Source organism: Cellulomonas sp. NTE-D12, assembly GCF_027923705.1.
In the GTDB taxonomy this organism is placed as follows: domain Bacteria; phylum Actinomycetota; class Actinomycetes; order Actinomycetales; family Cellulomonadaceae; genus Cellulomonas.
Map to the genome: position 1 here is coordinate 1,362,919 of NZ_AP026442.1, position 14,586 is coordinate 1,377,504.

Genomic DNA, 14,586 nt, shown 5'->3' on the forward strand with positions numbered 1-14,586 from the left:
ACCCGACAGGCTACGCAGGCCAGGACGGCCGCCGCGTGTGGCCGGGTCGCGCCGCACCGGCTCTGGCAGGATCGGTGCCGTGCCAGACGAGACCGACCGCCCAGCCGAGCCGCTGCTGCGCCTCGCGGCGGCTTACGGGGTGGTCCCCGACTACCGCGGGCACGACGGGCTGCACCACTGGGCCTCCGAGGCGACCCTCCGCGGTGTGCTCGCGGCCCTGGGCGTCGACGCGTCCTCGCCGGAGCGGGTGGCGCTCGCCGTCGCGCACGTCGAGGACATGCCGTGGCGCCGCGTGGTGCCCCCCGTCGTGGTCACCCGCAGCGGGCGCCAGGCGCACGTGCCGGTGCACGTGACGGACGGCGACCCGGTCCGCGTCTGGCTGGCGCTCGACGAGGAGACCGGCGGGGGCCGGCTCGAGCTGACCCAGGTCGACGTCTACGTCGAGCCGCGGGTGGTGGACGGTCGGCGGGTCGGACGGGCGACGTTCACCCTGCCCGCCGACCTCCCGCTGGGCTGGCACGAGCTGCACGCCGAGGGACCGAGCGCGGGTGCGCACTGCGCCGTGGTGGTCACCCCGGACCGCCTGGAGCTGCCCGCCGCGCTGGCCGGTCGGCACACCTGGGGCTACATGGCGCAGCTGTACTCCGTGCGCTCGCGGACGTCGTGGGGCATCGGCGACCTCGGCGACCTGGCGGAGATCGGCTGGCTCGCAGCGAAGCGGTGCGGTGCCGACTTCGTCCTGGTCAACCCGCTGCACGCCGCCGAGCCGGCCGGGCACATGACGCCGAGCCCGTACCTGCCGACCTCCCGGCGCTTCATCAACCCGGTGTACATCCGCGTCGAGGACGTGCGGGAGACGGCCTACCTGTCGGCCGCCGACCGCGCGCTGGTCGAGTGGGCCGCCGAGCCGGTGCTGGCGCTCGACGCCGACCCGGGCCCGATCGACCGGGACGCGGCCTGGACGGCGAAGAAGGCGGCGCTCGAGGTGGTGTTCGCCGCGCCGCGGTCCGCCGCCCGGCAGGAGGCGTTCGACGACTTCGTCGCGGAGCAGGGCGCAGGCCTCGAGACGTTCGCGCTGTGGTGCGCCCTGTGCGAGCGGTACGCCGACCAGCCGCGGTGGCCGGCCGAGGCGCTCGACCCGTCGTCCGAGCTGGTGAAGGCGGCGCGGACCGAGCTGGCCGAGCGGGTCGTGTTCCACGAGTGGCTGCAGTGGGTGGCCGACACCCAGCTGGCGGAGGCGCACCGCGCCGCCCGGTCCGGCGGGATGGCGATCGGCGTGATGCACGACCTCGCGGTCGGGGTGCACCCGGAGGGCGCCGACGTGTGGGCGCTGGGCGACGTGCTGTCGTCGGGCGCGACCGTGGGGGCGCCGCCCGACATGTACAACCAGCAGGGGCAGGACTGGTCGCAGCCGCCGTGGCGTCCGGATGCCCTGGCTCGTGCGGCCTACCGCCCGTACCGCGACATGCTGCGCACCATCCTCCGGCACGCCGGGGCGCTGCGGATCGACCACGTGATCGGCCTGTTCCGGCTGTGGTGGGTGCCCACCGGCATGTCGGCCGCGGAGGGCGCGTACGTCCGCTACGACCACGAGGCGCTGGTCGGCATCCTGGCGCTCGAGGCGCACCGGGCCCGCGCGCTGGTGATCGGTGAGGACCTCGGCACGGTGGAACCCTGGGTCCGGGACTACCTGTCCGAGCGCGGCATCCTGGGGACCTCGGTGCTGTGGTTCGAGCAGGACATGCACGGCAACCCGGTGCCGCCGGAGCACTACCGCCGGCTGGCGCTGGCCACGGTGACCACCCACGACCTGCCGCCCACCGCCGGCTACCTCGCCGGCGAGCACGTGACGCTGCGCAACAGGCTGGGCCTGCTGACGGCACCCGTGGAGCAGGTCCGTGCCGAGGCCGAGGCGGAGCGCAACCGGATGCTGACCGCCCTCCGGCAGCGCGGCATGCTCGGCGACGACCCGTCCGAGCGGGAGATCGTCGAGGCCCTGCACCGCTGGGTGCTGGCCACGCCGGCGGCGCTGATCGGGGTGTCCCTGGCGGACGCGGTCGGCGAGCGGCGGGCGCAGAACCAGCCGGGCACCGACACGGAGTACCCGAACTGGAAGATCCCGCTCACGGACAGCTCCGGTGCGGTGGTCCTGGTCGACGACCTGTTCGACAACCAGCGCCTGCTCTCGCTCGCCGCCGTGATGAACGGACACTGAGCGGCCGCGGACGAGCGCGGCGCGCGGCCGTCCCACCGACGGCGGGACGGCCACGCGCGCTGCGGTCAGCCGCGGCGGTCCGCCTCCTGCGCCGCCAGGGCGCGGCGGACGCCGTCGCGGTTCTCCGACACGATCCGCCGGAGCGCCGGGGCGGCGTCCGGGTGGGCGCCGAGCCAGGCGTCGGTGCGGGCCAGCAGGTCGACGTCCGCGTGGCCGACGAGCTCCACCGGGTAGAGGCCGAACACGATCGTCTGCGCGATCTCGTTGGTCCGCGTGCGCCACACCTCCTCGATCGCCTCGAAATAGCGGTCGACGAAGGGCACCAGCAGGTCCACGTCGTGCACCCGGCCGAAGCCGGCGATCGTGGCGGCCTGCACCGCGTTCGGCAGGTCGTCCCGGTCCACCACCGAGGTCCAGGCGGTCTCCTTCGCCTCGGCGGTCGGCACGGCCGCACGGGCCGCGGCGGCGGCACGCTGACCGGTGGCCGTCGGGTCGGCGGCGAGCTGGGCCGCGATGTCAGGCTCCCCGGCGCGGCCACCGGTGACGAGCGAGCTGAGGAGCTCCCAGCGCAGGTCGGTGTCCACCGACAGGCCGGGCAGGTGCAGCCTGCCGTCCAGCAGGTCGGTGACCAGGCTGAGCTGCGGCTCCGTGACGGCGCGGGCCGCGAACGCCTTGACCAGCTGGAGCTGCAGGTCCGAGCCGGCGGCGGCCGCCCGGGCCAGCTCGAGCAGCCGGTCGGCCGCGGCGGCGGCGGTCGCACCGCGGTGCTCGGGCGCGACGTACAGGTCGAGGGCCGTGGTCAGCTGGCGCAGCAGGACGAGCACCACCGACGAGTCCGTCTCGTGCGCGAGGTTGCCCAGCACCAGGTCGACGTAGCCGCGGGCCGGCGTCTCGCCGTCGCGGGTGGCGTCCCACGCGGCCGCCCAGACCAGCGTGCGGGGCAGCGACGCGTCGAACGCGGCCAGGTGCTCCGTGGCGAAGGCGAGCGAGACCGGGTCCAGGCGGGTCTTGGCGTAGGCCAGGTCGTCGTCGTTGACCAGCAGCAGGTCGGGACGGTGCATCCCGACCAGCTCCGGCACCGGGGTGCTCGGCCCGTCGACGTCGAGCTCGATGCGCGTGGTGCGCACCAGCCGGCCCGACGCGTCCAGGTCGTAGCCGCCGACGGCCAGGCGGTGCGGACGCTGCACGGGGTGCGTGTCCGGAACCTCCTGCAGCACGGCGGCCGACGTGATGACGCCGTCGTCGTCCACCTCGATCGCTGGCCGCACCAGCGTGACCCCGGCCTGCTCGAGCCACAGCCGCGACCAGGCGCTCAGGTCCCGGCCGCTGGTGACCTCCAGCTCGCTCAGCAGGTCGCGCAGCCGGGTGTTGCCGTACGCGTGCTTCGCGAAGTAGGCCCGCACACCGGCGTCGAACTCCTCCTCGCCCACCCAGGCCACCAGCTGACGCAGCACGCTGGCGCCCTTGGCGTAGGTGATGCCGTCGAAGTTCACCTCGACGTCCTCGAGGTCACGGATGTCCGCGGCGATGGGGTGCGTGGACGGCAGCTGGTCCTGCCGGTACGCCCAGCTCTTCTCCAACGAGGAGAAGGTGGTCCAGGCGCTGGTCCACGGCGTGACGGTGGCGGTCGCGCGGGTGGACTGGAACTCGGCGAACGACTCGTTGAGCCACAGGTCGTCCCACCACTGCATGGTGACCAGGTCGCCGAACCACATGTGCGCCAGCTCGTGCAGGATCGTCACGGCGCGGCGCTCGACGGTGGCGTCCGGCACCTTGGAGCGGAAGACGTAGGTCTCGACGAAGGTGACGCAGCCGGCGTTCTCCATCGCACCGGCGTTGAACTCGGGCACGAAGAGCTGGTCGTACTTGGCGAACGGGTACGGCGTGCCGAACGTCTGCTCGTAGAACGCGAAGCCGGCGCGCGTGATGTCGACGATGTTGTCGGTGTCCAGGTGCTCGGCCAGCGAGGCGCGGCAGTAGACCCCGAGCGGGATGGTGCGCCCGTCGATGCTGGTCAGCTCGCGGTGCTCACCGTGGTACGGACCGGCGACGATCGCGGTGATGTACGACGAGATGCGCGGCGTCGTCTCGAACTGCCACACCGCGATGCCGTGGTCGGCGCCGCCGTTGCGGTTCACGCCGCCCTCGATGCGCACCGGCTGGCCGACCGCGGGGCCGTTGGAGACGACCGTCCAGTGCGCCGGCGCCGTGACGGTGAACGTGAACGTCGCCTTGAGGTCCGGCTGCTCGAACACCGCGAACACCCGCCGGCTGTCGGCCACCTCGAACTGGCTGTACAGGTAGACCTCGTCGTCCACCGGGTCGACGAACCGGTGGAGGCCCTCACCGGTGTTCATGTAGGCGCAGTCCGCCACGACCACCAGCTCGTTCTCGGCCGCCAGCCCGTCCAGCCGGATCCGCGCGTCCGCCACCACGTCGGCCGGGTCCAGGCCGCGGCCGTTGAGCACCACCTCGCGCACCGTCGGCGCGATCAGGTCGATGAAGGTCGACGCGCCCTCGGTGGCCGTGAACCGCACCGTGCTGCGGGACAGGAACGTGCTCGGGCCCGTGGTCAGGTCGAGAGCCACCTCGTAGCTGGCGGTCTGGACGAGGGAGGCGCGCCGGCGCGCCTCGTCACGGGTCAGGTTCTGTCCGGGCACGTGCGACTCCTGCGGGATGGGCCGACCGATCGGGCCGGCGCGGAGGCCGCGGGTGGCGGCCGCCGACGATCATGGCACGCGACCCGTGCACACGGCCTGCGGGCCCTACCGAGGTGCGCCGGGCCCCTGCGGGCAGGCAGACTCGAGCCGAGTCAGGCCAATTGCGACAGATCGGAGCCCGTGTGCCCTCTCGTGCCGAGACGACGCCCGTCGGTGCCCGGACCAGGACCGTCCGTACCCGGACCGGGTGCGCGCAGTGAGCGCTGTCGCGCGTCCGGACCACAACCGGTTGATCCGCATCCTCGTGGCCGTGGACGCGGTGCTGGTCGGAGCCCTGGTCATCGCGCTGGTGGTCACCGGCGTGAACCGTGGCTCCAGGAGCGGCACCGCGGCCACCACGGGCAGCTCGGTGGGCGGTTCGGCCTCGGCTGCCCCCAGCGGCTCGGCGTCGCCGGGCCCGGCCCACTTCCGGCTGCCGAGCGGCAACATCGCCTGCACGCTGACCGGCGACTCGGCGACGTGCACCATCGCCAACGCGACCTTCACCGTGCCGCCGGTCGCCGGGTGCACCGGCAGCGTCGGGCACACCGTGGTGCTCGACGCCCACGGTGTCGCGACACCCTGCGAGACGGGGCCTGCCCCCGGACCCGCCGGCGAGGACGTGCCGACGCTGCCGTACGGCAGCTCGAGCACCCTGGGCGGACGGACGTGCACCAGCGCGACGGACGGCGTGACCTGCACCGATGCCCGCGGGGTCGGCTTCCGCCTGGCGCGGGAGTCGCTGACCCTGCTCCCGCAGGGCACGGCGCCGTCCGCGACCGCCGCGTCGAACGTGACGAGCGGGTCGCCGGGCCCCACGGGTGGCGATGCCGGTGGCAAGGGGAAGGGCAAGGGCAAGGGCTAGGGCCGGGGCGAGCGTCAGCGGCCCGGCCCGGCCCGTCACCAGATGCTGACGCGCTCCTCCGGCGGCAGGTACAGGCCGTCGCCCGGCTGGACGTCGAACGCCTCGTAGAACGCGTCGAGGTTGCGCACGACGCCGTTGCACCGGAACTGCTCGGGGCTGTGCGGGTCGACGGCCAGGCGCCGGATCACCTCGGCGTCGCGGCCCTTGGACCGCCACGCCTGCGCCCAGCCGATCAGCACCCGCTGCACGCCGGTGAGCCCGTCGATGACCGGCGACTCCTCCAGCGGCCGACCGAGCGCGATCCGGTACGCCTTCAGCGCGATCGCCATGCCGCCGAGGTCGCCGATGTTCTCGCCGATCGTCAGGGCGCCGTTGACGTGGTGGCTGCCGTCCAGCTGGGCGGGGGAGTACGCGTCGTACTGGTCGACCAGGGCCTTGGTGCGGGCCTCGAACTCGGCGCGGTCCTCGGCGGTCCACCAGTCGGCGAGCCGGCCGGTGCCGTCGTACTTGCTGCCCTGGTCGTCGAACCCGTGGCCGATCTCGTGGCCGATCACCGCGCCGATGCCGCCGTAGTTCACCGCGTCGTCCGCGTCCGCGTCGAAGAACGGCGGCTGCAGGATGGCGGCGGGGAACACGATCTCGTTCATCCCGGGGTTGTAGTAGGCGTTGACCGTCTGCGGCGTCATGAACCACTCGTCGCGGTCGATCGGCTTGCCGATCTTGGCCAGCTCCCAGTCCTGCTCGAAGGCGGACGCCCGCCGGACGTTGCCGACCAGGTCGTCCGCGCGCACCACCAGGTCCGAGTAGTCCCGCCACCGCACCGGGTAGCCGATCTTCGGGGTGAACGCGTCGAGCTTGGCCAGCGCCTTCGCGCGGGTCTCCGCCCCCATCCACTCCAGGCCCGAGATGGACTCCCGGTACGCCTCGACCAGGTGGCCCACCAGGGCGTCCATCCGCGCCTTGTGCTCGGGCGGGAAGTGCCGGGCGACGTACTGCTTGCCGACCGCCTCGCCCAGCACGCCCTCGACGAAGGAGACGCCGCGCTTCCAGCGCTCGCGCTGCTCCTGGGCGCCGGTCAGCGTGCGGCCGTAGAAGTCGAAGTTCGCCTGGCTCAGCTCGTCGGTGAGGAAGGCGGCGCGGGCGCTGACGGCGTGGAACGCCATCCAGTCCTTCCAGTCCGCCAGCGGCTCCGTCTCCCACAGGCTCGCAAAACCACGGGCGAAGTCCGGCTCGCGGATCACCAGGTCGTCCATCGAGCCCTCCGGCGCGCCGAGCGCACGCGCCCAGGCGTGCCAGTCGAACTCGGGTGCCTCGTCGGCGAGGTCCGCCAGCGTCGTCGCGTTGTAGGTCAGCTCCGCGTCACGGTCCTTGACGACGTCCCAGTGGTGCGCCGCGAGCGCCGTCTCGAGGGCGACCACCCGGCCGGCGCGCTCGTCCGCGTCCGCCTGGTCGGACGCCACGCCGCCGAGCAGCAGCATGCGGGCGACGTGCGGGCGGTACGCCTCGAGGAAGGTGGCGTACTGGGGGTCGCGGTAGTAGGCCTCGTCCGGCAGGCCGAGACCGGACTGCGTCAGGTGCACGACGTAGCGGTCGGGGTTCCTGGCGTCGTTGTCGACGAAGAACGCGACGGCGCCGCCGGCACCGGTGCGCTGCAGGGCGCCGAGCGCCCCGGTCAGCTCCGCCTGCGTGCTCGCCTGCTCGATCAGCGCCAGGTCGATGCGCAGCGGGGCCAGCCCGGCGGCCTCGATCGCCTCCGTGTCCATGAAGCTGGCGAAGACGGCGCCGACCTTCGCGGCGTCCTCGTCCTGCTGCTGGCCGGCGGCGACCTGCTCGCCGAGCTCGGTGATGATGTCGCGGACCTGCTCCTCGGAGCGGTCGCGCAGCGCGCGCAGCACGCCGTCGGACGCCCGGTCGGCCGGGATGGTGTGGGAGGCGATCCAGCGCCCGTTCACGTGGGCGAACAGGTCGTCCGCGGGACGGGTGGCCGGGTCGAGGGCGGTGACGTCGATGCCGCTACGGGTCATGGGCGCCAGCCTACGGACCGGCACCGACGGGACGGCGGACGCGGTCGGTCGGGCGGCGCACCGGGCTGGCAGGATGACGCCATGCGCATCCACGTCGCCTCCGACCACGCCGGCTTCGAGCTGAAGAACGCGGTCGTCGAGCACCTGAGCGCGGCCGGCCACGAGGTCGTGGACCACGGCGCGCACACGTACGACCCGCAGGACGACTACCCGTCGTTCTGCTTCGCGGCCGGGGAGGCCGTCGTCGCCGACCCCGGGTCGCTCGGGGTGGTGATCGGGGGCTCGGGCAACGGTGAGCAGATCGCCGCCAACAAGGTGACGGGCGTCCGCGCGGCCCTGGCCTGGAACGACGACACCGCCCGCCTGGCGCGGCAGCACAACGACGCCAACGTGGTCGCGATCGGTGCCCGTCAGCACTCCGTGGACGACGCCCTCGCGCTGGTCACGCTGTTCGTCGACGAGCCGTTCTCGCACGACCCGCGGCACCAGCGCCGCATCGACCAGCTCGCGCAGTACGAGCGCGACCGCGGCTGACCGCGGCTCAGAAGGTCCAGCTGCACAACGGCGCGACCGGCCACCCGAACGCCGCGGCGGCGCGCACGCCGGCACCGGGCGTGCGCTCCTCGACCAGCCCGGCGGCGACCAGGCCGGCCAGCGACCTGCCACCGAGGTAGGCGGCGCCCAGCTCACGGACGTCGGCCCGCAGCTGCGCGTCCTGGTCGGTGCGCTCGACGGCGAGCGCCCACGTCCCCTGGTCGTCGGGGCTGTGCGACCACAGCCGCCACCTGCCCGCGTTCGCGGGGACCAGGGCGTCGGTCACCTCGAGGACGGTGTCGAGGGGCGCCAGGTAGCGGCGCAAGGACAGCGCGGTCGGCAGGTCGAGGAGCCGCACCCACAGGTTGTCCTCCAGCCGGGGGCGGCCGGGCCGTTGGTCGACGAGCAGCGAGAGCAGGGGGTCGTCCAAGGCCAGCTTCGGCGTGCTGACGGTGGTGGTGAGGTCCAGGTCGAGGAGGAACGACCAGAGCCGGTGCGTCGCCGATGCGTCCAGCGCGACGGCGGCGAGCACCTCCACGGAGAACTCCGGCCCCGCCTCGGTCCAGCGGGGTGTCCGGCGCAGCAGCGCGAAGCCGCGCGGCTCACCACCCGGCGCGCGCACGGTCGCCAGCTGCATCGGCTCGCCCCCGGCGCGCCACTGCGGCGGGTCGACCAGGATGCGCCGGCGCAGGGCGGGCGTGCTGCGCACCACCCAGCCCGGCCTGCCGGCACCTGCGGCGACGTGCAGCCGGTCGACGAGGTCCTCGTGCAGGTCGGCGTCCGCCGTCGCGAGCTCGACCGTCAGGGCGTCCGATCCCGGGACGGGACGCAGCGCGGCCCGGCGGGGGAGGGTCAGCCGAACCGCGTCCGCCGCGCAGCCGTAGCCGAACCGGCCGTAGATGCCCTGCTCGGCCGCGAACAGGGCCGAGACAGGCTCGCGGCGGGCCAGGGACCTCTCGACGTGGGTGGCGATCATCGACGTGAGCAGCCCCCGCCTGCGCTCGTCGGGACGTACCCCGACCCAGGTCAGGCCCGCGCAGGGCACCACGCCGCCCGGCACCGGCAGCGTGAACGGGTACGAGCCGTGCACGGCCGCGAGCCGACCTCCCGGCCCCTGGACCGCCATCGCCCGGTCGAACGGAACGGTGAACGGCACCTGTGCGTCGACCTCGGGGTCCGGGGGCCAGGCGAAGGCCAACCGGTCCACCGCCCGGAACTCCGCCTGGCGGTCCTCGCCGATCTCGACCGTGCTGTAGCCGTCGGGCAGCGTCGTCATGGTGCCCATGCTGCCGGGCGCCCCGGTGCCGCTGCACCGTCTTTGCTGGCCGACCGGCGGATCGTCGGGCCACCGTCGGTGCGCGCGGTTAGCCTTCGCGCATGACGAGCAGCCCCGACCGGCGCGCCGGCGACGACGTGCCGGGCGGCCCGGCCGCTCGCACCTCCGGCCGACCCGCGCGAGGCCGGGCCGCACCCGGTGGTTCCGGCGGGCTGGAGCACAGTCTCGGTCGGTGGGCCCGGCGGCCGCAGGCCGTCCCCGGCGTGGTGCTGGCGGCGCTCGCGGTGCTGCTGGCCCTCGGCATGTGGGACCGACCGGAGTGGGTGGCGCCCTCGGCCTTCCTGCTCCTGCTGCTGGTCGCGGTGTTCGTGCTGCGCTGGCTCGCCCTGGTGGTGGTCGCAGCCCTGGTCAGCGTGCTGGCGCTGACGCTGTGGGCGATGGGGTCGGGCACGATGACGCCGGGGACGATCGTGGTGCTCGCCGCGGCCGTGGGTGCGGTGCTGATCTTCGGACGCAGCCGTGAGCGGCTCGGTCTGCAGGGCGCGCCGAGCGGCCTGATGCTGGTCGACCTGCGGGACCGGCTGGAGGCGAACGGCCACATCCCGCCGCTGCCGGCCGGCTGGCGCGTCGACGCCGTGGTGCGGTCGGCCCACCAGGACGCGTTCTCGGGGGACTTCGTCGTCGCGCGGGCGCCCGCCGACGACGTGCTCGAGGTGGTGCTGGTCGACGTCTCCGGCAAGGGTCAGGCCGTCGGGGTGCGGTCCCTGCAGCTGTCGGGCGCACTGGCCGGGCTGCTGGGCGCGATGGCACCGGCCGACTTCCTGCCGGCGGCGAACTCCTACCTCCTGGGGCAGGGCTGGGACGACGGGTTCGCCACCGCCGCGCACCTGGCGCTGGACCTGCGCACCGGCGCCTACCAGGTGGCCACCGCCGGCCACCTGCCCCCGGTGCAGCTGCACGCCGGGTCGGGGCGGGTCAGCGTGGTCGACACCGTCGGTGCACCGGTCCTCGGTGTGACGCCGGACTTCCGGTGCCAGGCCCGGACCGGCACCCTGCAGCCCGGTGACGCGCTGCTGCTGTACACGGACGGGCTGGTGGAGACCCGCGGCGGCGACCTGGACCAGGGAATCGACCGGCTGCTCGGCGTCCTCGAGCAGCTGGTGTCCACGGGGCGCGGCGGGGCCGACGCGGTGCTCGCGGCGGCGCGCCGCCAGGAGGACGACGACCGGGCGCTCGTGCTGGTGCAGCGGGCCTGAGCGATGGACGACGACTACCTGGAGCAGGTGCTCGACCTGGTCGCGGCCGTGCCGGCGGGCCGCGCGGTCACCTACGGCAGCGTCGCAGAGGTGCTGCGGGACCGGCTCGGCCGGGGCGGCCCCCGGCAGGTCGGTCAGGTGCTGGCGCACGCCGGTGGGGGAGTGCCGTGGTGGCGGGTGGTCAACGCCGCCGGGTCGCCGCCCGTACGGCACGCCACCGAGGCGCTCGACCGGCTGCGCGCCGAGGGCACCCCGCTGGTCGCGGACGGCACGCGCGTGGCCCTGCGCCGCGCGCTGTGGTGGCCGGAGGACGACGCGTTCGACGACGGGGCGACACCGGGCTGACGGACGCCCCGTCGCCGCCTCGCTACGCGTCCCGGGAGTCGTCGGCTGCAGCGGTCGCCGTCGCCCCGAGAGCCTCGGCGACCCGCGGGAGGTCTCGTGGATCGGTCTGCAGCAGCATCGTCGTCACCGCGGTCTGCTGCCAGGCCGCGAGCTGGTCGCGCAGGTCGTCCGCGGTGCCCACCAGCGCGACGTCCCGCACCAGCTCGGTCGGCACCGCGGCGGCGGCACGGGCGCGGTCTCCGGCGAGGAAGTGCGCCGCGATCTCGTCGAGCGCCTCGGCGTACCCGAGCCGTGCCAGCGCGTCCCGGTGGTAGTTGGCGGCGCGGGCTCCCATGCCGCCGGCGTACAGCGCGATGAAGGGCCGGACGGCGTCGGCCGCCTGCTCGACGTCCGCCCCCAGCACCGCCGGCACGGTCGCCGTCACCTCGAAGCGCTCGCGGAGGCTGGAGCCGGCGGTGCGGCGCGCGAAGCCGTCGTCGAGCAGCTGGCGGAACTCGTCGTCGAGCCGCGGGGCGTAGAACAGCGGCAGCCAGCCGTCGGCGATCTCCGCGGTGAGGGCGATGTTGCGGGGGCCCTCCGCCGCGAGGTGGATGGGCAGGTCGGCGCGCAGCGGGTGCACCGTCGAGCGCAGCGGCTTGCCGAGACCCATGCCCTGGTCCGCCGGCAGGGGCAGGCGGTAGAACTCGCCGTCGAACGTCACCGGCGCCTCACGGGCGAGCACCTGGCGCACCACGGCGACGAACTCGCGGGTCCGGGCCAGCGGCTTGGGGTAGGGCTGCCCGTACCAGCCCTCCACCACCTGAGGCCCGGACACGCCGAGCCCCAGCACGAACCGGCCGCCGGACAGGTGGTCGAGCGTGAGGGCGGCCATCGCCGTCGCGGTCGGGGTGCGGGCGGAGATCTGCGCGACGGCCGTGCCGAGCCGCACCCGCGTGGTCGCGGCACCCCACCAGGCGAGCGGCGTGAACGCGTCCGACCCGTAGGCCTCTGCCGTCCACACCGAGTCGAAGCCCAGCCGCTCGGCGGTCAGCACCGCCTGCTGCGCGCCCTGCGGAGGTCCCGCGGACCAGTAGCCGGTGTGGTAGCCGAGCCGCACGGGAACCTCCGATCGTCCGACGTCGCCGCGCCGTCGCGGCGTCCGTGCCGGTCAGGCTACGGCCCGCACCGGCCCGCCCGGCGTTCGGCGCGGTGGTCCGTCAGATGTAGATCGCCGGGTCGTCGACCTCGGGGTCGAAGCTGTGCGCCACCTTGGGCAGCCGGACCTGCGCCGGCACGCCCACGGCGATCGCACCGGCCGGCACGTCGTGAACCACCACGGCGTTGGCGCCGATCTGGGCGCCGTCGCCGATCCACACCGGTCCGAGCACCTTGGCGCCCGCCCCGACCACCACGCCGTCACCCAGCGTGGGGTGCCGCTTGCCGTGCCGCATCGTCTTGCCGCCCAGCGTGGAGCCGTGGAACAGCACGACGTCGTCGCCCACCTCGGCCGTCTCGCCGACCACCACGCCCATGCCGTGGTCGATGAACAGCCGGCGTCCGATCCGGGCGCCGGGGTGGATCTCCACCCCTGTCGCCGCCCGAGCGGCCTGGGAAAGCAGCCGCGCGGCGAGCCGGAGCCCGGGCTCCTGCCACATGCGGTGCGCGAGGCGGTAGACCCAGACGGCGTGCACGCCCGGGTAGCCGAGCGCCACCTCGAGCCGGCTGCGGGCCGCGGGGTCGTGGTGGTGGGCGGCCTCGAGGTCCTCCCGGAGGACCTCGAGCAGCGGTCGGTGGTGCGCAGCGGTGGACGGCCGCGCACCACCGACGACCCGTCCGCGCGCCGGTGTGCCGTGGCTGCCGAGCAGTGCGGTCATGGACAGGCTCCCGGTGGATCGGTCGGACGGGTGGGGACGAGCAGCGAGCCGGCGACCCGGCTCAGTCGAGCAGGTCGGCGTACAGCACGGTGGACAGGTACCGCTCGCCGAAGCTGGGGATGATCGTGACGATCAGCTTCCCCTTGTTCTCCGGACGGTTGGCCACCTGGATCGCCGCGGCGATCGCGGCACCGGAGGAGATGCCGACCAGCAGGCCCTCCTCCTTCGCGGCACGGCGCGCGTAGGCGATCGCCGTGTCGCCGTCGATGTCGATCACCTCGTCGTACACCGAGGTGTCGAGCACCTCGGGCACGAAGTTGGCGCCCAGGCCCTGGATCTTGTGCGGACCGGGCTCGCCACCGTTGAGGATCGGGGACTCCTTGGGCTCCACGCCGATGATCTGCACGCCGGGCTTGCGCTCCTTGAGCACCTGTCCGACGCCGGTGATGGTCCCGCCGGTGCCGATGCCCGCGACCAGGATGTCCACCTCGCCGTCGGTGTCCGCCCAGATCTCCTCCGCGGTGGTCCGGCGGTGGATCGCCGGGTTGGCGGCGTTGGCGAACTGGCGGGCCAGGACGGCACCCGGACGCTCGGCGGCGATCTCGTTCGCCTTGTTGACGGCGCCCTTCATGCCCTCGGAGCCGGGCGTCAGGATCAGCTCGGCGCCGTAGGCGCGCAGCAGGGCGCGGCGCTCCTTGGACATGGTCTCCGGCATCGTCAGGACCACGTGGTAGCCACGCGCCGCACCGACGAACGCGAGCGCGATCCCGGTGTTACCGCTCGTCGCCTCGACGATCGTGCCCCCCGGCTGCAGCTCGCCGGACTCCTCGGCGGCGTCGACGATCGCGACGCCGATGCGGTCCTTGACGGAGCTGGCGGGGTTGTAGAACTCGAGCTTGCCGACGATCTGCGCGGGCGCGCCGTCCGTGATCTTGGTGATGCGGACCAGCGGGGTGTTGCCGATGAGCTGCGTGGCGTCGTCGTAGATGCGGGACATGGTTCCTCTTCGTCGGTTCTGGTGGAGGCACGGGCCGGGCGGGACGTTCACCTCGAGCCTGCGCGGTGCACGCGGCGTCGGCCACAGCAGCGGGGGCGAGGTCGTCCGACGAGGCGAGCGCTGGCCGACCGGGTGGTCCGGGTTCCCGCCGTCGGGCAGGAGGCAGCCAGCGCTCTACCGACAGCGACAGGTGCGCGCCGACGAGGCCGCGCGGGTGCGCCCGGACGGGCGCGCGGCGAGGGTGGTCGGCGGGTGCTGCACGCTGATCGGCCTCCCTCGCTCGGGCGGGTGCCAGGTCTCCGATCGGAGCTGGACCTGGTCCGCGACGCCATGACGCTAGCCGCAACCGGGAGACCGGCGCAAAGATTCCCGCCCGACCACCTCTACGCTGGTCCCTGCGCGGGACGCCGTCCGGCGCGACGGGGTGTGGCGCAGGTTGGTAGCGCGTCCGCTTTGGGAGCGGAAGGTCGCCGGTTCGAATCCGACCACCCCGACGATGCGATGCGACGTCTCGGCGTCTGA

11 protein-coding genes and 1 tRNA gene are annotated in these 14,586 nt (G+C 74.2%); 6 read left to right on the forward strand and 6 right to left on the reverse strand.

Features of this window, described 5'->3' with window-relative positions; genetic code table 11:
• The first annotated feature begins 79 nt into the window (after positions 1–79).
• Positions 80–2,215, forward strand: a complete 2,136-nt coding sequence (malQ, locus tag QMF98_RS06340) for a 4-alpha-glucanotransferase (protein ID WP_337975168.1) — start codon at positions 80–82, stop codon at positions 2,213–2,215.
• A 65-nt stretch (positions 2,216–2,280) separates the two neighbouring features.
• On the opposite strand, the gene pepN is transcribed toward malQ, so the two are convergent.
• Positions 2,281–4,875 (reverse strand): aminopeptidase N, encoded by a 2,595-nt coding sequence (gene pepN, locus QMF98_RS06345; protein ID WP_337975169.1) that lies wholly within the window; start codon positions 4,873–4,875, stop codon positions 2,281–2,283.
• A gap of 256 nt (positions 4,876–5,131) precedes the next feature.
• On the opposite strand from pepN, the gene QMF98_RS06350 reads away from it, so the two are divergent.
• A complete protein-coding gene (locus tag QMF98_RS06350; protein ID WP_337975170.1) occupies positions 5,132–5,779 on the forward strand; it encodes a hypothetical protein in 648 nt (215 codons plus the stop codon).
• 35 nt (positions 5,780–5,814) lie between these two features.
• Here the strand turns inward: QMF98_RS06350 and QMF98_RS06355 are convergent, their stop codons facing one another.
• Positions 5,815–7,803: a M13 family metallopeptidase gene (locus QMF98_RS06355; RefSeq protein WP_337975171.1), complete on the reverse strand. Its 1,989-nt coding sequence runs from the start codon at positions 7,801–7,803 to the stop codon at positions 5,815–5,817.
• Positions 7,804–7,884: 81 nt separating this feature from the next.
• Between QMF98_RS06355 and QMF98_RS06360 the strand changes: the two genes are divergently transcribed.
• Positions 7,885–8,337 (forward strand): ribose-5-phosphate isomerase, encoded by a 453-nt coding sequence (locus tag QMF98_RS06360; RefSeq protein WP_337975172.1) that lies wholly within the window; start codon positions 7,885–7,887, stop codon positions 8,335–8,337.
• A gap of 7 nt (positions 8,338–8,344) precedes the next feature.
• Here QMF98_RS06360 and QMF98_RS06365 read toward each other — a convergent pair whose 3' ends face one another.
• Positions 8,345–9,613, reverse strand: a complete 1,269-nt coding sequence (locus QMF98_RS06365; RefSeq protein WP_337975173.1) for a GNAT family N-acetyltransferase — start codon at positions 9,611–9,613, stop codon at positions 8,345–8,347.
• 101 nt (positions 9,614–9,714) lie between these two features.
• On the opposite strand from QMF98_RS06365, the gene QMF98_RS06370 reads away from it, so the two are divergent.
• Positions 9,715–10,869 (forward strand): PP2C family protein-serine/threonine phosphatase, encoded by a 1,155-nt coding sequence (locus QMF98_RS06370; protein ID WP_337975174.1) that lies wholly within the window; start codon positions 9,715–9,717, stop codon positions 10,867–10,869.
• 3 nt (positions 10,870–10,872) lie between these two features.
• Positions 10,873–11,214 (forward strand): MGMT family protein, encoded by a 342-nt coding sequence (locus tag QMF98_RS06375; protein ID WP_337975175.1) that lies wholly within the window; start codon positions 10,873–10,875, stop codon positions 11,212–11,214.
• A 22-nt stretch (positions 11,215–11,236) separates the two neighbouring features.
• Here the strand turns inward: QMF98_RS06375 and QMF98_RS06380 are convergent, their stop codons facing one another.
• The 3 genes from QMF98_RS06380 to cysK form a co-directional block, all read right to left on the reverse strand.
• A complete protein-coding gene (locus QMF98_RS06380) occupies positions 11,237–12,310 on the reverse strand; it encodes an LLM class F420-dependent oxidoreductase (RefSeq protein WP_337975176.1) in 1,074 nt (357 codons plus the stop codon).
• 100 nt (positions 12,311–12,410) lie between these two features.
• Positions 12,411–13,067: a serine O-acetyltransferase EpsC gene (gene epsC / locus QMF98_RS06385; protein WP_337975177.1), complete on the reverse strand. Its 657-nt coding sequence runs from the start codon at positions 13,065–13,067 to the stop codon at positions 12,411–12,413.
• Positions 13,068–13,128: 61 nt separating this feature from the next.
• Positions 13,129–14,064, reverse strand: a complete 936-nt coding sequence (gene cysK, locus QMF98_RS06390) for a cysteine synthase A (protein ID WP_337975178.1) — start codon at positions 14,062–14,064, stop codon at positions 13,129–13,131.
• Between the two features lie 420 nt (positions 14,065–14,484).
• On the opposite strand from cysK, the gene QMF98_RS06395 reads away from it, so the two are divergent.
• A tRNA-Pro gene (locus tag QMF98_RS06395) sits at positions 14,485–14,558 on the forward strand.
• Positions 14,559–14,586: the final 28 nt, after the last annotated feature.

Bases quoted from the DNA above. Each gene is read 5' to 3' on its own strand.
- QMF98_RS06365 (WP_337975173.1), bottom strand. From the start codon at position 9,613: ATGACGACGCTGCCCGACGGCTACAGCACGGTCGAGATCGGCGAGGAC.
- QMF98_RS06355 (WP_337975171.1), bottom strand. From the start codon at position 7,803: ATGACCCGTAGCGGCATCGACGTCACCGCCCTCGACCCGGCCACCCGT.
- cysK (WP_337975178.1), bottom strand. From the start codon at position 14,064: ATGTCCCGCATCTACGACGACGCCACGCAGCTCATCGGCAACACCCCG.
- QMF98_RS06360 (WP_337975172.1), top strand. From the start codon at position 7,885: ATGCGCATCCACGTCGCCTCCGACCACGCCGGCTTCGAGCTGAAGAAC.
- QMF98_RS06375 (WP_337975175.1), top strand. From the start codon at position 10,873: ATGGACGACGACTACCTGGAGCAGGTGCTCGACCTGGTCGCGGCCGTG.
- epsC (WP_337975177.1), bottom strand. From the start codon at position 13,067: ATGACCGCACTGCTCGGCAGCCACGGCACACCGGCGCGCGGACGGGTC.
- QMF98_RS06370 (WP_337975174.1), top strand. From the start codon at position 9,715: ATGACGAGCAGCCCCGACCGGCGCGCCGGCGACGACGTGCCGGGCGGC.